Origin of the sequence: Methanosarcina hadiensis (genome assembly GCF_046529725.1) — an archaeon.
Classification (GTDB): domain Archaea; phylum Halobacteriota; class Methanosarcinia; order Methanosarcinales; family Methanosarcinaceae; genus Methanosarcina; species Methanosarcina hadiensis.
Genome location: NZ_CP136241.1, coordinates 3,553,094 through 3,576,943, shown reverse-complemented (window position 1 = coordinate 3,576,943; position 23,850 = coordinate 3,553,094). Strand labels below are relative to the sequence as shown.

General features: G+C 36.0%; 24 protein-coding genes. 9 read left to right on the top strand and 15 right to left on the bottom strand.

Going from position 1 to position 23,850, the window contains the following annotated elements; all coding sequences use genetic code 11:
- Positions 1-4 precede the first annotated feature (4 nt).
- The 4 genes from RSJ42_RS15330 to RSJ42_RS15315 all read left to right on the top strand — a co-directional run bounded on the left by RSJ42_RS15330 (position 5) and on the right by RSJ42_RS15315 (position 5,659).
- The gene (locus tag RSJ42_RS15330) at positions 5-1,141 is read left to right on the top strand and encodes a glycosyltransferase family 4 protein (RefSeq protein WP_410508128.1); all 1,137 of its coding nucleotides are present in this window, start codon (positions 5-7) and stop codon (positions 1,139-1,141) included.
- Between the two features lie 46 nt (positions 1,142-1,187).
- Complete coding sequence (locus tag RSJ42_RS15325; RefSeq protein ID WP_410508127.1) at positions 1,188-2,372, top strand: glycosyltransferase family 4 protein; 1,185 nt, start codon at positions 1,188-1,190, stop codon at positions 2,370-2,372.
- A 13-nt stretch (positions 2,373-2,385) separates the two neighbouring features.
- On the top strand, positions 2,386-4,338 hold the full coding sequence (locus tag RSJ42_RS15320) for a hypothetical protein (protein ID WP_410508126.1): 1,953 nt from the start codon (positions 2,386-2,388) through the stop codon (positions 4,336-4,338).
- A gap of 91 nt (positions 4,339-4,429) precedes the next feature.
- Entirely contained in the window at positions 4,430-5,659 is a 1,230-nt protein-coding gene (locus RSJ42_RS15315; protein ID WP_410508125.1) for a polysaccharide pyruvyl transferase family protein, read from the top strand.
- Positions 5,660-5,878: 219 nt separating this feature from the next.
- Here the strand turns inward: RSJ42_RS15315 and RSJ42_RS15310 are convergent, their stop codons facing one another.
- The 5 genes from RSJ42_RS15310 to RSJ42_RS15290 form a co-directional block, all read right to left on the bottom strand.
- A complete protein-coding gene (locus RSJ42_RS15310; RefSeq protein ID WP_410508124.1) occupies positions 5,879-7,276 on the bottom strand; it encodes a Coenzyme F420 hydrogenase/dehydrogenase, beta subunit C-terminal domain in 1,398 nt (465 codons plus the stop codon).
- The gene (locus tag RSJ42_RS15305; protein WP_410508123.1) at positions 7,254-8,828 is read right to left on the bottom strand and encodes an oligosaccharide flippase family protein; all 1,575 of its coding nucleotides are present in this window, start codon (positions 8,826-8,828) and stop codon (positions 7,254-7,256) included. The genes RSJ42_RS15310 and RSJ42_RS15305 overlap by 23 nt, the downstream gene beginning before the upstream one ends.
- Positions 8,829-9,318: 490 nt before the next feature.
- Complete coding sequence (gmd, locus tag RSJ42_RS15300) at positions 9,319-10,431, bottom strand: GDP-mannose 4,6-dehydratase (protein WP_410508122.1); 1,113 nt, start codon at positions 10,429-10,431, stop codon at positions 9,319-9,321.
- A gap of 43 nt (positions 10,432-10,474) precedes the next feature.
- A complete protein-coding gene (gmd, locus tag RSJ42_RS15295) occupies positions 10,475-11,476 on the bottom strand; it encodes a GDP-mannose 4,6-dehydratase (protein ID WP_410510389.1) in 1,002 nt (333 codons plus the stop codon).
- 590 nt (positions 11,477-12,066) lie between these two features.
- On the bottom strand, positions 12,067-12,885 hold the full coding sequence (locus RSJ42_RS15290; protein ID WP_410508121.1) for a polysaccharide deacetylase family protein: 819 nt from the start codon (positions 12,883-12,885) through the stop codon (positions 12,067-12,069).
- A gap of 183 nt (positions 12,886-13,068) precedes the next feature.
- On the opposite strand from RSJ42_RS15290, the gene RSJ42_RS15285 reads away from it, so the two are divergent.
- Entirely contained in the window at positions 13,069-13,407 is a 339-nt protein-coding gene (locus tag RSJ42_RS15285) for a hypothetical protein (RefSeq protein ID WP_410508120.1), read from the top strand.
- Between the two features lie 55 nt (positions 13,408-13,462).
- Here the strand turns inward: RSJ42_RS15285 and RSJ42_RS15280 are convergent, their stop codons facing one another.
- From RSJ42_RS15280 to RSJ42_RS15270, 3 genes are read right to left on the bottom strand one after another with little or no spacing between them, the layout of a single operon-like run.
- Positions 13,463-13,741: a hypothetical protein gene (locus RSJ42_RS15280; protein WP_410508119.1), complete on the bottom strand. Its 279-nt coding sequence runs from the start codon at positions 13,739-13,741 to the stop codon at positions 13,463-13,465.
- Positions 13,728-14,285, bottom strand: a complete 558-nt coding sequence (locus tag RSJ42_RS15275) for a hypothetical protein (RefSeq protein ID WP_410508118.1) — start codon at positions 14,283-14,285, stop codon at positions 13,728-13,730. The genes RSJ42_RS15280 and RSJ42_RS15275 overlap by 14 nt, the downstream gene beginning before the upstream one ends.
- Complete coding sequence (locus tag RSJ42_RS15270) at positions 14,278-14,874, bottom strand: hypothetical protein (protein WP_410508117.1); 597 nt, start codon at positions 14,872-14,874, stop codon at positions 14,278-14,280. The genes RSJ42_RS15275 and RSJ42_RS15270 overlap by 8 nt, the downstream gene beginning before the upstream one ends.
- A gap of 495 nt (positions 14,875-15,369) precedes the next feature.
- On the opposite strand from RSJ42_RS15270, the gene RSJ42_RS15265 reads away from it, so the two are divergent.
- Both RSJ42_RS15265 and RSJ42_RS15260 read left to right on the top strand, forming a co-directional pair.
- Entirely contained in the window at positions 15,370-15,609 is a 240-nt protein-coding gene (locus RSJ42_RS15265) for a hypothetical protein (RefSeq protein ID WP_410508116.1), read from the top strand.
- Positions 15,610-15,873, top strand: coding sequence for a type II toxin-antitoxin system RelE family toxin (locus RSJ42_RS15260; protein ID WP_410508115.1), 264 nt, complete (start codon positions 15,610-15,612; stop codon positions 15,871-15,873).
- 25 nt (positions 15,874-15,898) lie between these two features.
- Here the strand turns inward: RSJ42_RS15260 and RSJ42_RS15255 are convergent, their stop codons facing one another.
- From RSJ42_RS15255 to RSJ42_RS15240, 4 genes are all read right to left on the bottom strand, one after another.
- Positions 15,899-16,156 (bottom strand): hypothetical protein, encoded by a 258-nt coding sequence (locus RSJ42_RS15255; RefSeq protein WP_410508114.1) that lies wholly within the window; start codon positions 16,154-16,156, stop codon positions 15,899-15,901.
- A complete protein-coding gene (locus tag RSJ42_RS15250) occupies positions 16,153-16,431 on the bottom strand; it encodes a hypothetical protein (protein ID WP_410508113.1) in 279 nt (92 codons plus the stop codon). Before RSJ42_RS15250 ends, RSJ42_RS15255 begins: the two co-directional genes overlap by 4 nt.
- Positions 16,432-16,862: 431 nt before the next feature.
- Positions 16,863-17,207, bottom strand: coding sequence for a DUF86 domain-containing protein (locus RSJ42_RS15245; protein WP_410508112.1), 345 nt, complete (start codon positions 17,205-17,207; stop codon positions 16,863-16,865).
- Positions 17,204-17,512, bottom strand: coding sequence for a nucleotidyltransferase family protein (locus RSJ42_RS15240; RefSeq protein WP_410508111.1), 309 nt, complete (start codon positions 17,510-17,512; stop codon positions 17,204-17,206). Before RSJ42_RS15240 ends, RSJ42_RS15245 begins: the two co-directional genes overlap by 4 nt.
- A gap of 632 nt (positions 17,513-18,144) precedes the next feature.
- On the opposite strand from RSJ42_RS15240, the gene RSJ42_RS15235 reads away from it, so the two are divergent.
- Positions 18,145-19,101 (top strand): SDR family oxidoreductase, encoded by a 957-nt coding sequence (locus RSJ42_RS15235; protein WP_410508110.1) that lies wholly within the window; start codon positions 18,145-18,147, stop codon positions 19,099-19,101.
- 392 nt (positions 19,102-19,493) lie between these two features.
- Complete coding sequence (locus tag RSJ42_RS15230) at positions 19,494-20,174, top strand: acylphosphatase (protein ID WP_410508109.1); 681 nt, start codon at positions 19,494-19,496, stop codon at positions 20,172-20,174.
- A 272-nt stretch (positions 20,175-20,446) separates the two neighbouring features.
- On the opposite strand, the gene RSJ42_RS15225 is transcribed toward RSJ42_RS15230, so the two are convergent.
- From RSJ42_RS15225 to RSJ42_RS15215, 3 genes are all read right to left on the bottom strand, one after another.
- Positions 20,447-21,883, bottom strand: coding sequence for a TIGR04279 domain-containing protein (locus tag RSJ42_RS15225; protein ID WP_410508108.1), 1,437 nt, complete (start codon positions 21,881-21,883; stop codon positions 20,447-20,449).
- A gap of 167 nt (positions 21,884-22,050) precedes the next feature.
- Positions 22,051-22,836: a hypothetical protein gene (locus RSJ42_RS15220; protein WP_410508107.1), complete on the bottom strand. Its 786-nt coding sequence runs from the start codon at positions 22,834-22,836 to the stop codon at positions 22,051-22,053.
- A gap of 706 nt (positions 22,837-23,542) precedes the next feature.
- The gene (locus RSJ42_RS15215) at positions 23,543-23,788 is read right to left on the bottom strand and encodes a hypothetical protein (protein WP_410508106.1); all 246 of its coding nucleotides are present in this window, start codon (positions 23,786-23,788) and stop codon (positions 23,543-23,545) included.
- Positions 23,789-23,850 lie beyond the last annotated feature (62 nt).

The window sequence follows — 23,850 nt, the reverse complement described above, 5'->3', positions numbered from 1 at the left end:
AGAAATGAAAGTGGGTATTCTCGCAGATAGATTAAACAGACCTAGAACGGGAATTGGTAATTACACATATAATTTAATAAAAGAGTTGGATAGCATCGATCCTATCCAAAATGAAATTTTCTTAATTAATTATGAATTGAATGATTTATTCCCAAATTTAAATAAAATCATTGTTCCCAATCCTCTGAAAAACATCATAGAAAAATCCTTTTATATTTGGCATTTATATCTTCAATCTAAACTAAAGAAAACTAATTTTGGTATAGATATAATCCATAGTCCTGAAAACGCAACACCCTTTTTGAAGATAAAACCAAAAAAAATAATAACTGTTCATGACATAACGCCATTTTTGTTTCCAGGATCATTTTCTTCATTAACATTATTTAGATATAGGCTTCTGTTTAGAAGAACGTTGAAAACTGCTGATAAAATTATTTCTGACTCATATAATACAAAAAGAGATTTAATAAATTATTTCAATGTTCCGGATGAAAAAATTAGCGTGGTTCATTTGGGAATTGATGAAAAATTTCGTGTATTAGATGTAAATACTGTAGATCGAATTAGGGAAAAATACTCGTTAAACTATCCTTTTATTTTGTACGTTGGAACCTTGGAACCAAGGAAAAACATCCCCACTTTAATCAAAGCATTTTGTGAAATAAAGAACAAAAATTCTATTCACAAACTAGTAATTGCTGGAAAGAAAGGCTGGAAATATAAAGATATTTTTAATATGATAGATGAATTGCATCTTCGAGATGAGATTATTTTTACAGACTATGTTCCTTATGAAGATCTTCCTGGGTTATACAATGCTGCAGATTTATTTGTTTACCCTTCACTGTATGAAGGTTTCGGATTTCCACCTTTAGAAGCAATGGCATGTGGTTGTCCAGTTATTACTTCAAATTCGTCTTCACTTCCAGAAGTTGTCGGAGATGCCGGATTAATGTTTGATCCCTATAATTATTTAGAACTAAAACTTAAAATATGTGATATATTGACAAACAGTCATCTAAGAGATGATTTGGTTAAAAAGGGTCTTAAAAGAGTAGCTGATTTTAGTTGGAATAAGTGTTCAAGAGAAACCATAAAGATTTATCAAGAGGTATATTGCCAAAAAAATATAATATAACAGGTGAAACATTTCTGGAGGTTTCTATATTAATTACATAGATTTATTGAATTCAAATCCAAAAATTGGTAGTGATAATAACAAAATTTGTATAATTACATCCCATTTTTGTAAAAATGCTAGAGGGGGAATTCAAAGAGAACTGGAAGGTTTAATTAATCAAATAGAGAATCAATATAATATTAGCATTTTAACTAAGACACTTGGCAGTGAAATTCCTAATTGTAACTATAGTAATGTAAAAATATATCCATTAGGAGAATTTGTTCCATATTCCAGTCATGAATCCAAATTAGTTAAGGTAATAAGATTCATAGTAAATGAAACTATTAATCCGGTCATTTTTTACAAGATATACGCTTTTTTGAAAAAAGAAAAACCTAATATAGTCTTCATAGGGGAAACACTGCAATTGTCGCTAAGTCCGATACTCTGTGCAAAATTACTTCGAATACCTATGATTATCAGATGGGATTGGATTTGCCCTGCATATCCAAAAAATCATGCATGTACCATCAGAGACAGAATTTATGGTTGTGGTGAATGTGTTGAAACATTTTATCATTTGCGTTTTAATAGCTGGTGCAGAATGTTTTTTGGGGCTTTCTGTTCATTTATCTATATAATAAAAAAAAAGCTGTGGAATTCATCTTATGTAGTTATTGTAGATAATTTATTTTTCAAAGAGTTGTATTCCAGTTGGGGTATAAATTCTGATAATATTAAGATTATTAGTGGATTCAGTTCACTGGAAAAAAATATTGAATTAGATGATTTATTCAAAAGTTTGTATGATAAAAATTACATCACTTTTGCTTACGTTGGAAGAATCACTCCTGAAAAAGGTATATGTTTATTATTAGAGGCATTTAACAATCTATGTCAGCAATACAATAATTTGCGCTTAATTATAGCAGGAGATGGAATCTTAAAAACAGCGGTTGAGAAAGAATCGCTTAAAAATGAGAAAATCATTTATCTAGGCTGGTTGGAAAAGGACCAGTTATCGATGCTTTATTCAATTGCAGATGTTATTGTAATACCAAGTATAGTTCCAGAAGGACATTCTGTTACTGCTCAAGAAGCTATATCATTCGATAAAACTATTTTAGCATTCAATCATGGCGGCCTATCCGAGATATGTGCTTCATATCCATTCTCCATACCTGTAAATGAAATTAGTACAGCCAGTCTTTTTAGAAGCATGGAAAAATTTATTAAAAGTAATTAACAGAGTGAATTCGATGGCGCAAACTAGTTTTATCTATGGACTTCTCTCCATATTGTGTATTCTTGCATTTGCCGAGGCAAAAGTTAAAAAAATAAATCTATTCACAATAGATAATATATTTTCAATAATAGGATTTATCCTAGGGCTATTTATTACATCCTTGAACTTGGTTTACAGTAATAAGTATCTTTTAACACTAGGTCCCTTATTATGCGTAGCTTGTTTGCTATATTTCTGGTCACGTGATATATTTTTAACAGATATCGAAGATTTTAACTTAGGTTTAAGAAATAGCTCTCTAAAAATTATCAATATTCTTTATTATATCTCGATGCTATTAGCTCTAATTATTTATTATATAGCTCCCACCTATTCACGACCAGGTATTTTTTTTGTATTAGTATCCGCCGGTGTAACTTTTTTAGGACTAGAAATTTTAGCATCAAAATCCAAAAGTAATTATCATATTTCTTTTATCATCGCAAAAATAATGATTACATCTATATTTTTAAGAGCTAGTGCTTATTTTATTTCTCCTTTCCCTATTGGTTCAGATCCTTGGGAGCATTATGAGTATATTAAATATTTTTTGCAATATCAGCATTTGACAGTTCCATCACATATGAGGACATATTATTGTAGTTACCCTCTTGCACATATACTCTCAGTAGTTATAAACTTAATAAGTAATCTAAGTATTAAAGAATCAATGTTCTTTCTAGGAATAGTATCCGTATTAAGTACAATATTCGTGTATCTTTTTGCAATAACAATTACAAAAGATCAGGAAATAGCTCTTTTTTCCTTGCTATTAATTAATTTTGCAGATTTCCACATTCAATGGAGTATTGAAGTCATACCAATGACGTTTGGAATTGCAATTTATTCAATATTGCTTTATCTTATAATTAAAGATACAAAAAAAGATATGCGTATTAAATTTATTTTACTATTATTTTTATTTCTACTTGTCTGGACGCATACAATATCATCTTTTATCTCAGTATTGTCGATCATTTCTTTATATATTGGTTCAATTTTATACCACATTATCTATAAAAAAGGGAGCTCAAACGAATCTCTAGTTAGTATTACAGTCTGTATCGTATTTACGACTATAATATTAATCCATTGGATGGAGCCCGGTTATCCTTTTTTCGATATGGTTACTAAAGGTTTAGTAAATTCTCTTTCACAGGAAGCTAAGTTCTTAGGTAGGGATGCAATTGCAAATGAAGATTCTATCAAAGGCATATTCAATATATTTGGGTTTTTAACTTACATCTTTTTTGGAGTTATTGGAAGTTTATATTATCTTTCAAAGAAAAAATCATCTACGGCTAATTTTTCTTTAATCTTCATGCTTATTGTTTTATTTTTTGTGTTTTTTGTATTCCCTCTGATGGGTATAAGGGATATTATCCCATATCGATGGCCAGCATTCATTTATGTGAGTTTTTCAGTATTTATATCCATTGGAATTATTAATTCTCTAAGTATAATAAAATCGTCTAAATGCAAATTCTATTTATTACTTTGTATCTTATCCATAACGTCTTTTTTTATGATGACTAACTTTGCATCAAACACAGATTCTCCAATTTATTGTGAAAATTTAAATCAAAAAATGATTTTTACTGAATCTGAATTGAAATTGTTTGAAAGAGCAACCTCTCTATTCAATGGGTCAATTCTCACGGATGAACAAACACGTAAGAAACCGTTTAATTTGTATTTGCAAAATTATAATGTTGGACAGTATCCTTTAACTCTTGATCAAAAAATAGACTTTGATCATATACATGGAAAATTAATTATTTGGAGAAGAACTAGTTTAGAAAGACCCATTGATATATTTTATAATTCTCCAAAAATAGTTCTTGGAAATAATTTTGAAAAAAATCTTGATGACAATTTCCATTGTTTATTTAATATGGGTGAAGCAAAAGCATATCTTGCAAGATAATTTCTGTTTCAGTTTCTTGTAGCTATGTCTATGTATTTGTTTATGAAATGTCTTCTCCAATTTGATCGTAATGTAAGTTGGTGGTATAATAGTGAAAAAAATACTTGTACTAAATGTTGGATTTTCTAATAAAGGTGCTTATGCCCTGATATCTTCAACTATGGAAACAATTGAAAAATATGTCCCAGACGTACAATTCACTTTTATGGGAACGGAAACAAATCAAAATAAAATTCCAATAAAAAAACAGTTAGCTATTAAACCTTTTAAAAATTTGGGTCCTTGGAAATATTTATTCATATGTTTTTTGATAAATATATTTAATAGATTTGGAGTAAAGATTCCAGTATCTAAAAAATCTCACTTATATGAGTATTATATTTCAGATCTGGTTCTAAATAGTGGAGGAGATCACCTCAGTGGAGAAAAATTTGGATTAAGCAGTCTTTTAAACATTTATTATGCTATATTGTTGAATAAGCCTGTTGTCCTTTATGGAGAAAGCCTAGGATATTTTAAGAATTGTTTATTCAATTATCTGGCAAAGAAAATATTTAATAAAGTAGATCTAATTATTGTTAGAGAAAAAATCTCAAAAAAATACTTAGATGACTGTGGGATTACGAATCCGAAAATATATCTTACTGCAGACTCTGCTTTTCTTTTAAGCCCCTCTCCACAATCCCGCGTTTGTGAAATATTATCTGAAGAAGGAATTGGCTATATCCAAAGACCACTTATCGGAATAAATGTTAGTGGTTTGATCAGCAACTATAGAAATAGGAATTCTCAAACAGCTGAGATAGATATCATAACTATATTTTCGAAGGTCATTGACACTTTAATTAATGATTTGAGTTCAACTATCCTTTTAATACCTCATGTATATACAAAAAACGTTGATGATCGAGTCATCATTAATAAAATTATGTATGAATCTACAAACAAATCTAAAATATATGCTATTAATAATGAATATACTCCTCAAGAACTAAAAGGGATTATAGGCTTATGCGACTTATTTATAGGTGCAAGGATGCATTCTACAATTGCTTCCACTTCGATGTTAGTTCCAACCGTGGGTATAGCATATAGTCACAAGATGTATGGCGTTATAGGAGATATGTTAGGACAAGGAAACTATGTTATAGATATCAATGATTTAACTTATGAAAATTTGATCTCAACAATAAATCATGCTTGGAAAAATAGAGAAAAAATCAGCAATGATTTAAAATTGAAAATTCCAATTTTAAAACAAACTGTATTGTTAAATGGATTGTACGTTAAAGAGTTATTGTATTCTTCTCAACAAAGATGAATAATTCTCCATTTTTGATGCTCTTTAACGGCGGTTAAGAATTCTCCAATTCCCAATTCTTGAGAAATGTTCGAGAATTGGGAATAATGCTAAAAATGGATGAATAATCATTGATACAAGATTTATATTCACAAGGTTTGAATGTAAGCGCGATCTCTGAAAGGTGAGAAAAGTTAACCTTAAACAGGGAGTACCTGCCATAGGACCAAAGGCGATTTCTCACTTATTTTTTCTTTCTCCTAATTTATTTATTTTTTTAATTATTTGGATTGGGAGCGCAAATTTTCCAAGTAATCTAAGCTGCCTCATCTGTTTGACGTATGGGTGCATTCCGGCTCTGAAAGTTTTTATATCCAGAGTATTATTCTGATAACATCGCAAAAATAACTGTTTGCTTTCTTCCTGCATTTTTTCTTTGAGCTTAATTTCTCTTTTTTTCAGAATTCTTATGTCTTTACTAGCATTCACTCTTTTTTCAGGAGCTTTTAACCTTTTTTGCTTGGTTAGGTACAAACGATAAGAAAGCTGTTTTCTTTTAAATTCAATGACTCCAGCTTGGCTCTTTATCACTTTTTCAACTGAAATTTTACTGATATTAATTTCCGCTTTTTCTATTCCTTTCTGAATAATATCCAGAACTTTAGGTGATCTCACAAGTACTAGATTTGTACCTTGGCTATTTTTTGAGTACTCGGGAATCCAAGCGTCCATAAATGTGACATCTGCAAGTTCTGCAAACACATCATCGCAATAATTACATGAATTTGGAGTAAACCACCTGTTAACCCAGGTTTCAGAAACACCTTCATTCCAGAAAATTTTGTTCTGTGATCCATGTTCATCGATGAATTGATAATAATAATTAGTTGCAGGCTTATCAGGACTTTTCCCTCTGTAATACACATTCTGGATTTTATTTAATTCATTATTACCTGCCAGTGCTGCGATATATTTTGTATAGTTTTTACTCTTCATCTGACCACAGACAAGGCCTACTGTAAAGACAATTCTCTCTCTTAACTTTCTGTTTTTCCGGGCAGCGAGCCTTAAAGCCTTTATAAAGCAGGGTAAACCAGTAATAACATAACGACCTGGAATTTCCTGGATTCTCCTAATTACCTCAGACATTTCAACGGGATAATATACAGATCCGGAAGCAGCCTTTACAGAGTTCTCCTCACTCAAAACTTCAAAGCTGAATAGTTTCTCGGAGTCTTTTTGAGAGATCGGGCAGATTACATAGTCTATAATATCTTCTTTCAATAACTCTGTAAGAAGCCAAGTTGTCATACCACCTGATGCGCTACTTTGCCTAAAATCATTTGAATATCCTGCATAGGAACCAAGATAATAGCCTGTTTTAGATAGATATTTCATTCCTTCTATGCTTCCGTAAATTTTTGCTCCCATGTGTGTTTCATTTTCGTCACTATTAAATGGACAAACTTCTAGGCATAAGCCGCAATGTGAGCTGCATACTTGAGTTTCATATGGAACATATTCTCCATACTTGTTATCTTGGATTTTCAGGATTCTCTGGGGGCAGACTCCTGCACAAACTCCACAGCCTATGCATAGGTCATTTTTTACTATCTTATCGATCACATTCGGCTTCAAGGCTCGCCCTACTCCTTATCTTTACTGGTATAAATGATCTTGCTGTCTGTTTTTCTAACTTTTTGAGCCCAAACTCCCATATTATTGATAGATAAACTGCAGTCAAAACAATCCCACAAATCAACAATGAAATAAGACCTGATATTTGAAAATAATTAGAGATTAGACGTGATACTCCTGCAGTTATAATCATAGCAAAAACTCCTGGGATCATAGAGTTTACAAACGTAGTTCTGGAAATTCCAAGAACTCTAGTGGCATACCAGGGAATGAAAAATGTATTTTTCATTGTCAGCATAATTGCTCCTGCCAGTGCAACTCCATAATAATTCCAGCCGGTAAGATAAGGAATCATTATTGCCAGCAAAAAATTTCCTATTCCCATAAAAAACGTGACAATACCTGGAACTCTTACTCTATTATATGCTATATTAATTGCAAAGAGAGGCATTACTGGAAGATTAATTATAAGATGAGATAACATTAAGACCATTAATAGAGAGAGTTTTGCAAATTCTTGGCCTACCCATAGTGAAAGAAGTTGTGTAGCAAAACCGCATATGTAGCCTATAGGTAATGCCATTGCAAGACCTGTAAATTTTACAGTACTTTTAGATATATTTATCAGTTCATCAATTCTTCCCTTTGCGTAATAAGTGAGAATTACCGGTGTAAGAACTCCCACAAGCATTCCTGCAATAGTTCGCAGCATCATGCTCCATGTCAGCACGACAGAATATTCTCCACCTGCAACAGTGCCAAATAATTTATTCACCACTATTAGGTCTATCTGAAGAAATAATAACGTACCTATCTGGTTAATAATTACCCAGCCACTCATCCCTATAATCTCATTGACCTTTGATCTACGGAATTCTTTTATATTTACCTTTAAATGGGGATTTATCTTCCGTGAAAAAATTATAGTTAATATGAGAGCTGCTATAGCTCCAATTAAGTAAGCTAATCCAATGTAAACAAGGCTTGGAGAATACAACTTGAATAACAGTATTATCAAGCCTACCTGAACAAGAATATTTACAGCGTTTACCAAGTTCTGGAGGTCAAGCCGATTATATGCAAAGAGAGAAACTCCAAAATTACTACCCCATGCCCGCAATAAAAAAGAGATTGTTACTCCAAGAAAAAGGATTCTTGCGGTATTTTCTTGGTTTGTAGGGATATCAAAGAACAAAGGCACATAATATGAAATTAAGATTACAAAAGGAAGTACTAGCAATATAATTCCAAGAATTCCAAAAAGAGAAGTATTGAATGTTATATTGGCTTCTTTGAACTCCTTCCTTTGTAAATCTATAGTCAAGTATCTGGATACGGATGTATTGAGAGATTGCACAACGAGGTTCACATAACCTGTTAGGGATGTAGCTAAAGGAACAAGTGCGTAACTTGCTACTCCGAGAGAATCAATAAAAAATGGTACCAAGAATAAGCCAATTAAGACGTTTAGTATAAAGTACAAAGTATTGGCAAACAGGTTCTTGGGCACTTGCTTGCTAAAGGTTTCCTGTTTTTCAGTTAAATTAAGCAAATTTCCTCCTCTTTATAAATTATTGATTCTTAACACACTTCTTTAGTCGTGCCCTTAAGGCATTTAATATGTACTCCAAATCCTAGGTAGTCGAGGTGAGTTATTAAAACTACCAGCATGAGAATCTCTTTTTCATCTTTCCACAAATATAGGAATAACCCGTTTTTCAGAATTGATCAATACTCACTGACAGAAAACTATCTCTTACATCAAAATAATTTTATTTCGGTTGAATACTCCGCTAGCTTGCTGCTGGGATGGAAAACTCCCTCGGCAACCGTTAATGATTATGGTGTATCAATTCCATTTTCTGGTCGTTAACTTCTGATTAATCTAAATTATTTAGGGTTATTCTTTCTTTAACGGAATTTTGAGCGGTGGCGTTAATACACTCCGTTGATTGCGGCGGGGTGTACCAGCACAACTTCGATCTTTGTAAAGAAATTTATGGAATATCAAAGATTATACTCCGTTATCCTTCTCAAGTTCTTCAAATCTTCCCTTCAGTTTCCAATCTGACTTTTTCTTGGCTTTCAAGAGGCTTAAAATCAATAGCTTCATTCCTATCAATCGACATTCCTATGTCGTTTTCCATCATCATCTTGACAAGCTCTTCAAAGCTAACTTTCGGTTCCCATCCAAGTTTTTCTCTAGCTTTCGAAGGATCTGAAATTAAAAGTTCCACTTCTGCAGGCCTGTAATATCTTGGGTCCACTTCCACGAGAACTCTGCCTGTTTTCTTATCTTTTCCGACTTCGTTTACTCCTTCTCCTTCCCATTCAATTTCAATGCCTGCTTCTTTGAATGCGAGTTCCGTAAACTCTCTTACTGAGTGGGTTTCTCCGGTCCCGATAACATAGTCTTCGGGTTCATCTTGCTGGAGGATTCTCCACATTGCTTCCACGTAGTCACCGGCAAAGCCCCAGTCACGTTTGGCGTTCATATTGCCGAGATACAACTTGTCTTGGAGGCCTTTTGCTATGTTTGAAACTGCGATTGTGATTTTTCGGGTTACGAAGGTTTCGCCTCTTCTAGGGGATTCGTGGTTGAAGAGGACGCCGTTGCAGGCAAAAATATCATAGGCTTCTCGGTAGTTTACTGTGATCCAGTAGGCGTAGAGTTTAGCAACACCGTAGGGGCTTCTGGGGTAGAAAGGAGTTGTCTCTTTCTGGGGGATTTCCTGGACTTTTCCGTAAAGTTCGCTTGTTGAAGCCTGGTAGAATCTCGTTTTCTTTTCAAGGCCCAAAATTCTGATCGCTTCCAGAATTCTGAGGGTTCCAAGGGCATCGGAGTTTGCTGTATATTCTGGAGTTTCGAAGGAAACCTGGACATGGCTCTGGGCTGCGAGGTTGTATATCTCATCTGGTTCGATATCGTGGATGAGCTTGATTATGTTAGGGGAATCTGTCAGGTCTCCGTAGTGAAGATAGAAGTTGCTTGCTTTTTGATGAATGTCCTTTAACAGGTGGTCTATGCGGGCAGTATTGCTCAGGGAATTTCTACGTTGCATTCCATGTACAATGTATCCTTTTTCCAGAAGAAGTTCTGCAAGATATGCCCCGTCTTGCCCGGTGATTCCTGTAATAAATGCTACTTTTGGCATCTTTTCACCATACCTTTTGTAATAAAATGTATATTGTTAATTGTCAAATTAAATTTATATCGTTTCTGGTCATCATCCTTACAAGCTCTTCAAAGGTAATCCTGGGTTTCCAGTCAAGCAGTTCTCTGGCTTTTGATGGATCACCCACAAGCAAATTTGCTTCGACTGGTCTGTAGAATGCGGGATCGATCTCTACTAAAATTCTTTTGTTTGAAGCGTCCTTACCTACTTCGTTAAGCCCTTCTCCTTCCCACTCGATTTCTATATCTACTTCCCTGAATGCAAGTTCAACAAGTTCCCTCACAGAGTGGGCTTCTCCGGTTGCGATAACATAATCTTCTGGTTTGTCCTGCTGGAGCATAAGCCACATAGCTTCCACGTAGTCGCCGGCAAATCCCCAGTCACGTTTGGCGTTCAGGTTCCCCAGATATAACTTGTCCTGAAGACCTTTCTTAATCCGGGCAGCAGCCTTTGTAACCTTTCTGGATACGAAACTCTCAGGTCGTATCGGAGATTCGTGATTGAAGAGGATGCCGTTGCAGGCAAAAATATTGTAAGCTTCTCTATAATTTACACAAATCCAGTAGGCATACAACTTTGAAACGGCATAGGGACTTTTTGGATAAAAAGGAGTTGTCTCTTTCTGAGGGATTTCATGGGAATTACCAAAGAGTTCTCCTGTTGAAGCCTGAAAAAACCGGGTCTTCTTTTCGAGCCCAAGGGTTCTTATTATCTCCAGAATCTTCAAAGGGACCAGAGCATTGGTAAGGGTAGTATATTCAGGTTTTTCAAAGGAAGTTTTTACGTTGCTTTGGGCGGCAAGGTTATATATTTCGTCTGGCTGAATATTTTGAATAATTTTAATTATCTCTGAATAATCTGTTAAATCACAATAGTGAAAGTGAATGTTTTTCTCGTCCTTGGTATCTGCTTGAGGGTTTCCTCTCCTGATTCCATGTACAATGTATCCTTTGTTTATCAGGAGTTCGGAAAGATATTTCCCATCCTGACCATTTATGCCTGTAATTAATGCGATTTTTGTCAGTTTTTTCACCCCTATTGCAGATTGTTGGTTTTCTAGGTCTATCATCGGACTTTTATTTTATATTTTTTCTCTCATTCATTAACGGCAGAGTTATTTCTCCAAAATTGACAAATCCGACTTCAGATTTCTCAAAGATATAGAGTAAACTGATTATTCTAAGAGTGAGTAATCACTTTCTTCCATAAATTTTATGGTCTTATGCTAAAAGCCGGAAATAAATACAATGCTCATTTTTTCATTGAGGCCTTGCCAGAACAATTACACTCAACTAATTTAATTTTTATAGAATTACATCCTGTAATTACTTAAGTATTTGGTTTCTAGAATTCAGCCAATGCTCCTCCGGTCTTATAATTATCTAATTCACACACCGTGAATATGGTGGGATAAAAAGAAAAATTTAGGAAAACTTTTGGATTCAAGAGATAAAGATATCTTTATATGTAAAACTGCTTATAAAAAAAGAATTTAGCATGAGATATTTAGACAGCTCTATCCTACAAGTTTTAGACTTATGGTTGCGAGAATAGCTGAAAAAGGATATTATTTTTTCTTTCGGCATTTTTAAAGGTTCCTACACTCTTTATTCTTTAGCTTTGTAACCACTCCTTTATAGACGTAAATCTGAAATCTTTCAGCAACTGTTTAATTTTATGTTCCGTCGAAGATAAGTTGTAGTAGTGATATCGTTTGAATTCCAGAGATTTCGGCTGTCCAACATCTATTTCCCATGGATGTAAATATACTACTGCAGGTTTTACTTCTTTATTTATTCTTTTAATAGAATTTTTTGTAAACCAGTAAGGAAATAATCTTAAATAAAATCCGCCCGCTATTGGTACATTCTTATAAGGTAGTTTGTAAACGCTTAAAGGAAATTCGTATATTCCATCTTCAGAGTCTTCACAAATATTATTCGAAGATATTCGGTATGGATATAAAGGAGCGTCCGGAACTCCATATAAAGGTGTTTTCACAGGAAAAACACTGGAGTCATATTCTATTCCACACTTTTTCATGATATCTATTGACCATGAAGTGCTCTTCATTACTGAAGCCTGGCATGCTCTATGTCCACATACTTTCGTGCCTGTAATGGATTCTATAATTTTCATGGATTTCAGGAGTTCTTCTTCAAATTGGATTGGTGTTTGTAACTGGATTGGCTTATGACTATATCCATGAGTACCAAGTTCATGACCAGCCTCATGAATAAGTGAGATCAACTCTGGATGTTGTTCAGCTACATATCCTAATACAAAAAATGTTGCTTTTATGTCTCCAAGAATTGACAACACCTTTTCAGTGCTAGCTACAACCCTGTCTTCAAATTCTCCCCATCGTGAGATGTCTGTAGTCATGTACCAGTCTTCAACATCAACAGTTAATATGTTCATTATACTTCCCATTTTTTTCTCCCCTGATCTCATATTTTTCCAAGAATTAATTCTTAATAAAAAACATTTAACACTTAGAATATAAAATTCTTGCGTTAATAACTTATTTATGTTTTTTTAGTTAATTAATTTCTTAAATATCTAGTTTTCAAAAATTAGTAATATAACGTCTTATAATTAACAAAAATTCTCTTGATGGACTTAGTAAGATTGCAATTAGTAAAACTAGATAAAATATCGAAGACAGACGGCTCGACCGAAAATCCGGTACGGCATGGGCTCACTGTTCTCCTGAAAATTTTTAAGGATATGGAATATAACAAGCCTCTATATTACTTCACTCTGCCCGGTTTCGTCCTAGGGGCGGTCGGACTGTATATGGGGTTAACTTTTTTACGGGCATTTTATCTGGGCGGCAGCCTTAACTTCGGGCCTACAATGCTCATGATCCTTCTGACTATCGTTGGCGTATTCATGTCTTTTACCGGGGTTCTCCTGCATTCGATAGCCGGACTGCTCATGCATTTAAAATAAGAGGGGTATGGGGAGGAGAGTTGGGTTATGAGAATAGGGTAGGGTGTTCAGGAATTCACAGTTTTATGACGTTTCTTTTTAGCAAAAGTTCTACATAAGCTTCCCCGGACATGGGGCAGTTTATGAAGTCTTCGAGTTCTTCGGTTGTTTCCAGGCGGAGTTGTTTTTTGATCATGGACAAAAGGTTTGAGCCGTATTCGGAAGAGCCGTGGCTGAGCCGCGTGCGTATGCTTGTCTTCTTTCCGTTTACGAAAAGCAGGTAATAACTGTGATGGGTCTCTTTCTGGACAAAGCCTTTTTTTAGGAGGGAAGCCGCAATCTTACTGGTTTTCACCGGCAAGTTCAACACCTTTTACAAGCCCGAGGATTCTGTACTTGAGTTCTCTGGCATCAGCCGTCAAATTTTCATCATCTTCATTTGCGTACTCTTCCCAGAGGACATAAAATTCTTCCTGGAAATCTCTTATGCACTCTTCAGGGTTCGTAGAAGCAACGAATATGCCCAGTTCTTCGCAGCTTCCTTCCCAGTAGCCGTCTGAAAATGATATCTTCAGGATAACTTCCCGGTTCAGGTGGAAGTAATGCATATTCCAGATGATCTTCTCAAAAATATATTTCTCAAAAGGAAGGGAGATATCAGCCTGAGGAGTTTTTAAAATATCATTCAAATATCGGAACACAGGCCTGTAAGAGTCCTGCAAGGCAGACGCTATTTCAAAAAGTCTTTCAGGCGTTTTTTCCTTCTCTATGGAATAATTATGAAAAGCCCTAAGTGCAGAAGAATTGACGGTACTCAGGATAGAGCCTTTTTTCTCCATAGTTTCTCTGTCCATTAAAGCCGTAGGACTTAGAGAGGATGAGCTGGCAGTATTACTCATCGAATAATTCCTCCAGGACTTCTTCCGCTTTTTCTTTTGTTTGGAGGCATTTTTCTATCATATCTATTATACCCTGAGCATTCTGTACTTCACTGTGGAAATTTATGTCTGCAATAATTTTGTTTTCATCTTCAGGCTGAAGACTGAGCCTGACAAGAAAATCTCCGTAGTTAAATTTAATAAAGCCGCCGAGCTGGTAATTTTCTGGAAACAACTTATCGAATTTTTCTTCATTTACCAGGTATATACTTTTAATCCCGTCTTTTTTACTGTATATCGAATAGAGGTAGTTGATGCCTGCTGCCGTATAAGGGGTTTCAGGTAGATGCTCAACATACTTGCTGACAATTTTCTGCAATCTTTCAATATTCTCAGGAACATCTTTTTTAATGGAAACCTGAAGCCTGTCAGGGTCTTCTACAAAAGAAAATGTTTCTGTTTCCACGACTGAAAATGCAGGAGTGTGAGCAAAATTGATAATATTGTTCTCTATTATTTTATTATCTTTGAGCCATTCTTTGGAAACGATAGAAGGATTATGATTTTTAGCCAGAACTATAATGTTCATACCTTCCAGGTTTAAGTCCATAGGCCAATCTCCTGATGTTTATTAAATCAAATTATGATGCTTTACTTACAGGCTATGTTATTTACTTCTATTTGATTATTTCTTTTAATTAAAAAAGGTTCACGAGTCCATTCACCATTTTATTTTAAGCCATAAATTTGCCCACAGGGTTAAAGATGACCTGCGTGCAGTAAATAAGGTTAATTTTATCTGGAAGTCTATAAATCTTTGGGGTTCGGCTGGTAGTTCCCTAACTGAGTAGTTATAAACAATATAACCTCTATAGTGCCTATCATACCTGAAACAATAACTATCCAGATGTGCATATGCTCTTCTGAGATTAACATCAAGTTCTTCTTGATTTCCTTCCAAAAATTCAAATTCTACTGAAATATTCTCATCAGGTGGTCAAAAGAATCTTTAAAAAGAACCTTTAATTTCATTTTTATGATGAGCATTGTTTTCTAAAAACAGGTGTTGAAAATGCTTATCTCTTATAGGTTCCTATAAGGTACTATGGCAGCGACAACAACAATTTGTATTGACCCTAAAACTAAGAGTACACTTGACAGCTTGAAAATATACAAAAATGAGCCTTATAACTCAGTAGTTGAACGACTTATAAAAATGGCATACGATAACGATCCATTAACAGATGAAGAAATCGCAGGTATTGAAGAAAGTTTAGAAGATATTAAAGCCGGTAGGGTATATAGTGAAGAAAAAGTAAAAAAGATGCTTGGTATCGATGATTAAATGTACTCTATTGAATATACTTCACGCGCAATAAAAGATATTAATAAGTTGCCATCTGATATGAAAAAACGAATTTTCTATGCGATTGGTGAAATCAAAGAAGACCCTTATGAACATGTCAGGAAGCTAAAATTGTCTGCGAAAACACCTCTGTATTCCATGAGGGTTGGCGAATATCGGGTAATAATGTCAATAAAAGACCCGGTGTGTATAATTGAGGTTGTTAGGGTTGGAAATCGCAGTAAAGTTTATCAAGATTATTGATACCCTTCAGGTAATGTGCTGCGCATTACGTGAAAATATATCCCGTGGTTTTCCGGGGCTTATTTAATAACAGGTTCGTTATCCCGTACCTGGTTTTGTATTCCGCAGGAATCAGTTTTTTGGCAATTGGCTGTCCATAGTAAATATTCTCCTTTAGCAGTTCTACCTTCTGAAGGAACGCATTAAGGATCACCTCTTCCTGCTTTGAGTCCGATACTTTGCTCATTAGATTCTGATACGCATCCGCAGCTTCCGGGGTAAGGATTACCCTTACATATTTCATAGTTCGAGTCCCTGGGCCACTGCCTTTCTTAAGCTTTCATTCCTGCTGTGGATCCAGGTTATTCCCTTAAGCCCAACAGCAATTTTATTGCTTTGTTCCAGATAATCCAGAATGGTTATCAGAGTATTGTGGTTTACCTGTCTTGGCAACATTTTCTTGAGGCCTGCAACTGTTACAATGCTGTCCGGGCTGTTTTTCAGGGCATTTTCTACCATAAGAATAGTATTAAGAGTTGGGGATGGTTTTACCTTCTCAGAATTTGCTGCTTCTGCCATTTCTTTGCCTCCTGGAGATTGCAATAGACTTTGATATTGCTTTATGGTGCTTTTACGTAACAAAAAGTTATTGATTAATAACTATTTGATACTTATAAATACTTGCGTTTTCTGGTGTAAGGCTATTGAACTGTTCTCTTATTGAGCTGTTCTCCTTAAAAATTGCCGGTAGCTTCCTGAGTACAAAAAAGGAACTTTTTGGATTCTTTTTCGAACTTCTAACAGATTGTTGGTTAAGGTTGCTTTGGGGCTTTCTCGAGGAGGGTTGCCGATAAATATAATATTCAAGTTTAAATCTTCAATCCTCTTGAATGCATCTCATGCAAGAATTCGTTTTCATACAAGAATTCGTTTAATTTACTCTTAAATTATAGTTATCCATAAATCAAAAGTGTAGTTTGTTGAGTGAATCACTATAATTGAATTGTAGTTCACTCAATTTCACTGAGGATAGATTTGAAAACAGGGATAAAAGGCGGGACGTCCTCTTGTACGGTGTCCCACAAAATTATCGGATCTATACCAAAATAACCATGAATTAATCTGTCTCGCATGGTAGCCATATCTCTCCATGGAACAGCTCTATATTTTTCTTTTATTTCCAGGGGTAAATTCTTGGACGCCTCTCCTATGATTTCTATGGCTCTGATCACAGCATATTGTGTTTTCCTATCATTGACAAACTGCTCATACGAATATTCAGCTATAAAATCCTGAATATCGATCATGGCATTAAGTATATCTTCTATGTAATCTCCCGCAATTCTGGTGGTCATATCTCAACCACCTCTGAAAGAACGCGTTTTCCTATCCTGGGTTTCAGGGCAGTTTTCGATACCAGATCGACCTGGATTTCAAGCTTATCCGATAATTCATTCTCAAGCCTGGCGTAATCCAGCAGTGTTATAGATCCGTTAAATTCTACAAGGATATCCAGATCACTCGATGGGCTCTGCTCTCCCCGGACATATGAACCAAAAACCCCCATATATTTTATAGGGTATTTCTTCTTCAATTCAGGAAGCATTTCCTGCAGTTTGCTGATATATGTTTCAACCTCACGCTGGTTCTGCAGTTTCATTGTATCTTGAATTTATGGACATTCATATATAAATTAATATAGGACTTACACACCTGAGGTACAAAAGCAGGAATAAGAGACATTGCAATCAAACTTGTATCTTAGACAGTTGAGGGTTTAACGCCTTTGTTTTTCAGTTTAACTGCATAACTCTTATTCAATTAATTATATTATTTAATTGATTATATATTACTGATTTGACCTCTATTTTTACCATTTCCTTTATATATCGTCAATTCCCTTTGATTTATTTAATGCCCAATGTATTGGTTGGGGTTATTTGAATGATTAAGTGCTTCTATTTGAAAGGTACTCATAAGATAACGAAAAACAGGAGAATTCAACTGTAAGAGGGGTACTCCATTAGAAAATGAATGTTTCTTTCTGACTATACTTTTAAATACCAGCTACTGTAAATCTCCTTTTAAGCGCTCTGGACCTCGCATAAAAGGATTTCAGGTTTGCCTGCGGTATATAGGTAGTCTAATAAAACAGTAATAAAATTATCTCCAAACGATTCCTGCAGAAAATTTAGAAAAACGGAAGAAAAAACGTAATCGAGAATCAACAACTGATAATTCCTGAAAATTGCCGTAAAAAGCTGTCCAGATTCATAAAGAGTTGATTTACTTATGTCCAAAATTGTAATCACAGGCGGTGCAGGTTTTATAGGATCTCACATCGCAGAAAGCCTTGCAAAAGATGGTCATGAGATCGTTATTGTCGATAATCTTGACCCCTATTATTCCATTGACCTGAAAAGGAAAAACCTGGATATTGTCCTTGACAGTGGAAACGCCACTTATATCAATGCTGACGTTACCGACCTTTCCGGAATGAAAGATATCATTGACAGCACAGTAGACTATGTTTACCACGAAGCTGCCCAGGCAGGTGTCAGAATCTCAGTCCAGGACCCGTTCAAGCCAAACGATGTAAATGTCCTTGGCACTTTAAACGTACTAAAAGCCTCCCTTGATGCCGGTGTGAAAAAGGTCATCAATGCCTCGTCGTCTTCCGTATATGGAAAAGTAAAATACCTGCCCTTTGATGAGCAACACCCCACAGAACCGGTATCCCCCTACGGCGTCAGCAAACTGGCTGCAGAACATTACTGCAGAGTCTTCTATGAAGTCTACGGCCTCCCAACAACATCATTGCGCTACTTCACAGTATATGGTCCCCGTATGAGGCCTGACCTTGCAATCTCCATATTCACAGGGAAAATGCTTTCAAACGAGCCTATCACAGTCTTTGGTGACGGGGAACAAACCAGGGACTTCACGTACATAGAAGATGTTGTCGAAGCAAACAAAAGACTCCTTAACAACAAACTGACCGATGGAAAAGTTCTGAACATCGGCGGCGGAAACCGCATCAGTGTAAACGACCTGATCGAAACCCTGAGATCCATCACCTGCTCAACATCCGAAATAATATATGCCGACAAGCAAAAAGGAGACACCGAGGACACGCTAGCAAACACTGACCTTGGAAACAAACTCATAGGATACACCCCACAATTCGATATCACTAAAGGCCTGAACAAATTCGTAGACTGGTTCAAAACTGAAAAGAAAAATTCATGAACCGGTTCAAAACTGAAAAGAATATCCATGGGTTCCAAACAGGCTGTTCTAAAATCAGCTGGTTCATAAAAACCATTAATTTAACCTATTTGATCAATGGACTCAAGTGTAAAACCTATATTCCAGCTATTTTTAATTCTTATTATTTATTTTCGACCATTTATTAGCCTTCTTTGAGCTAAACTCACTTCTCCGATTCATAAATTGTCCTCTTGAGCGAGTGGAGCGAGTGAAAATGACCTCGAGCTCCCTAGACAGTATTTGGGTTTATCTCAACCAAAAAATTAGTCCTCTTGAGCGAAGCGGAGCGAGCGAAAAGGACACCGTCCTCCCGAGACGGGACTCGGGTGGGACAACAAAGTTTATCTTCTTTTAAGAAAAATAGGTCTCATATGCAGAAACGTGCCGAGATCAAAGTATATGGCCGAGTCCAAAAAGCAGGTTTCAGGGACTTCATTGATGAGATTGCCTTTAATCTGAATCTGAATGGATACGTTAAAAATCTCGACGACGGGACAGTGCAGGTTGTTTGTGAGGGAGACGAAGCCGCAATTAATGAGCTGCTCAAAAAAATTAATATCGTCCAATATCCGATCAGGGTAGAAAATATTGAGGTCAGCTACAAAAACCCAACAGGGGAATTCAAAATATTTGAGCTTATCAGGGACGAAGACATCACCACAGCAACTTATGAAAGAATGGATGCAGCTGCACGGTATATTCGGGAGATGAATTCAAACCTCTGCCAGAAGATGGATTTTCTCGGCGGAAAAATTGACGTTCTCGGGGGAAAAATGGACTCTCTCGGAGAAAAAGTGGATTTTCTGGGAGGGAAAATAGACGTCCTGGGAGGAAAGATTGATTCTCTGGGCGGGAAGATTGACGTGCTTGGCGGGAGAGTCGATTCCTTTGGCGGAAAAATCGATGTGCTGGGAAACAAAATTGACCTCGCCAGAGTAGAAATTTCTTCAGAAATCCGAATCAGTCGGGATAGTCTCAGATCTCACCTGGATGGCAGGATTTCAAATATAGAGCGCGAATTAGCTCTCATTAAATCAAAAGTTGTTACATAAAAGTTGTTACACAAAAATTGTTACACAAAATAAAGTTGAGCAAAGATCCGGTACTAGTAAATATTTAAATCCGGTACTAGTAAATATTTAAATCCGGTACTAATAAACTATTTTTTCAATTTTATTTTCTTTAACCTCTTATATCTTATTTTTATTAATTTTCTATTCCGGAGCCGAGAAACTAAAAGTTTAAATGCCGGGGGTTGAGTTAAGTTTCCTTTTCATCAACCCTTCGGCCCTGAAATTTTTCTTCTTCTCTTCTTCTCTCCTTATTACTGTCTTCTCTTCATTACTATAATCCCTATAAGAAGTGTCGCTATGAAACCCGCGAGGAAAGAAGCCAGTTTGGGAGGGTTTTTTATAACCTCTGTCGCCTTAAGTATTTCTCCTCTCATTTGAGGTTCAAGATCCTCTAAACCCGGTAAACCCGGGGCATCAAGCATGGATGCGCTCTGAGGTTTGGAAGGATTCTGATTCTCTACAGGGAGATTGACATTTGATTCTTGATTTTTGTTTGATCCTGTTGTTTTTTTGACTTTGCCGATGGATATTTCTTCCTGGGATATGCCGATTAAGCCTTTGCCTTTTTCGTAGGCACCAGCAAAAAGAAGATAGTCTCCAGGAGGAAGATCAAAAGTTGTCAGAGAAAGGCTTTTCTGATTTTCTTCCCCTATACTTATAGTACCGTTTCCTTCTCCTATTAAGGTCTGTATTTCGGTAGTGAGCTCATCTTTGTTGAGTTTTGACCTGTAGTTTGTTGAGTTAATATCGAATTCATTAATGATATCTATCCCATTCACAAACATGCTGCTTCCTGCTATTGTTCCATTCGAACTCACATTCATTTCTGCGCGATAGGCATCTTCTCTTATCAGCAGGGCACCATATGTATAGTTACCAGTCGGAACTTTCTTCAGGTCCAGATCGATATCAAGGTTGTTATGCTCTTCAAGTTTGTTAGGAGATTTTATTTTCAGTTCATACTCAAGGACTTCAAAACAGGTCGCTGAAAGGACTTTCCTCTCTGACCTGGACTTTTCATTTTCATCGCCTTCAAGCATTACAAGTATTCCATAACTGCCAGCTGAGAGGGGGTCAAGAGTAAGGGATGAAGGGAGATCTCCATTTTTATCCAGGGCCACGCTGGTTACCAGGGTTGTAGAATTTGTGCTGTTGTCAAAGACATCCTTAAAGCTCACCGAGTTTTCATCCCTTACATTCCTGAAAGCTTCATCAAGGGAGTACAGGTCAAGCCCGTCAACCAGGTAGATACTAACCTTCTGCCGCCCGAAAACCTCAGGACCCTTATAATCCATTTTTATCTTGTCTTTGTTAGTGTAAAAAGGATGAGTAGTATAAGGATATGTAAGAGTTATTTCAGTATTATTCCCGGATGCATCTGATTTTAGTTCAAGTTCTGCTCCCGAGCTTGTAAAGTTGTCTGTCCCGTTATATGTGATATTAAAAGGCCTGGGGAGTTGAATCTCATTTCCTCCGCTGAGAAGGATCCAACCTCCTTCAGTAAGGTTTTCATTGTGGTCTGCAAAATACACGCTGTTTCCATTTTTCTCTATAACTGCAATCCATGGCTCTTCTTCGGAGAATGCCGTTGAAATTGAAGTAAGTAAAAAAATAAGAGTCAAAACTGTCAGGGTTAATCTAAATACCCTGCTGGGAATTCCTTTATACAATCCTGTCTTCTTTCTCAATTATAGCACCCCTCAATTACTGCTTTCCTTTTTTGGTCTCAGTTTTTTCTTTTCTCAGGGTTTTAGCTGTAATTTTCTGGTTCAGTATTATACAACTTACTTATATTTATTTGAATGCCTGTTACTACTATTTCCCGGATTTGAAAACTTTTCCCCTCAGGAACTTTTTAACCTCGATCTTTTTTTGTCCTCAGATAAAGAAGGAGCAATACGAGTCCTGTTAAGCCAATTAACATATCCCTGACTTTCCAATTCCCGGAAAAGCCCCTGTTTGAGTTCTCTTTCTTACCTGATTCTGTTATGTTTGAAGTCTGATTTTCTGCTGGCTGGAGGGTTATATGCTTTGTAACGTTCCTTACTTTTATTTCAAAACCGCCTGATGGTATTGATTCTGTGTTATACTTGTAGCTGAGCTTTCCTGATTCGACTTTTACTTGCTGCAGACCTGTGATTTTAAGTTTGACAAAAGAGGCGTTTGACTTTCCGTCAATTCTTATCTGATAAGTTCCCGGAGGGACGTAAGACTGTGAAACGGCCGCTACTCCTCCTTCTGCCTTTGCACTTCTGCTCACCCACAGGACCATCTTTACCCTTACGTTCAGGTCATCGGCTCCTTTTGCCTCGACCTTAAAACTGTTCTTGAACCCCGGAGAGATTTCTACATTTTCAAGTAAATACTCATATCTGCCTTCTGAAACCCGAACTTCCTTTTCAAAGGATACCAGCACGTCTGCCGTCTCTCCTGTGAAGTTTGCCCCTCTGATCTCCACCATGTCTCCAACTACCGGATTTTCTGGAACCAATTCCCAGTTATTTGCTGCGGCAGTTACGGGAAGTGCGATCAAAGATATGAATAAAGGAAGATAAAGAAGGAGCTTCAGCTTTTTTCTGCTTCCCGAAGCCTGAAGATAAGTAGAAAATAATCTCACGAAAGTAACTCCTTCAGGGTTCAAGATTTCAGATCTCCTTATTCCGGATTTCTCGCTTACAACTATCTGTGTTTATAACTTTACGTATGCTGATAATTCCAATATTTATACGATTTTTCCTTTTAAATATGAAAATTTTAGAGTAAATTTCCCCTCTATAAGGCGAATTTTACACTAATATGTTAAAGAGAGCCTATTTATATTTTATGTATTATTTTTCGCATTTCTTCCTTAATATATAAATATTAGAAATAGAATAAAAATAGTGCAATGCTATGAGGTAACGTAAGTAATATTGATTGATTAAATGAAGAAATTAAATGGAGAATCGATAATAAGCAAACCAAACCTGGAAATTACATGTTCGCCTGCCTTACCCGCTTTCAATATCTGGATTCCTTCGATATCCGAATTAATAGTGTAGATGAAGCGCGAAAATCCTGATGAATAAACCGGTTACCTGGAGAGTAAAAATGCTAATTGTAATAAGACTGGAAGCCGCCGGGATAGATTGCTGCCTTCCGGGTGCAAATCGCCAGTAGTCCAGGAGGCTTCCACCAGCCAGATCCGCCGAATTTTCTCTATCAGTTACAGTATTTTCAGTTTCTTTGCCCTGTATTTTTTAGCTTTTTTTTGAGTATTTGAATCTCAACTTTTTTCCTCTGTTAAGAGGCAGAAGAAGGAGAATATTTATACCTTATTGTGTATTTGCTTTCTAATACCAATGAAATCAAGGAGTTTTAACCACGTTAACGAGTTTAGTTCCATCAAGTTCCGTTTCATCGGGTACATTCTCAATGATGTCCGTGCCAGGTGTTCCTGAAGGTGCTTCAGTCGCAGCGGCAACCTTACTTTTACTTCTTTTCTTAAAGGACTTTCTGCCAACTTCAAAAAACTGGGACAGTGCTGTAAAAGTTTCTCTGGATATGGGGATCATTCCCTTGTTGTTTTCCTTCTGTGCAACTTTGCTTTTCAATTTTGTGCTATTCTTCTGAATTCTTTTGAATTCTTTTGAATTTTTTTGAATCTCTTCGAATT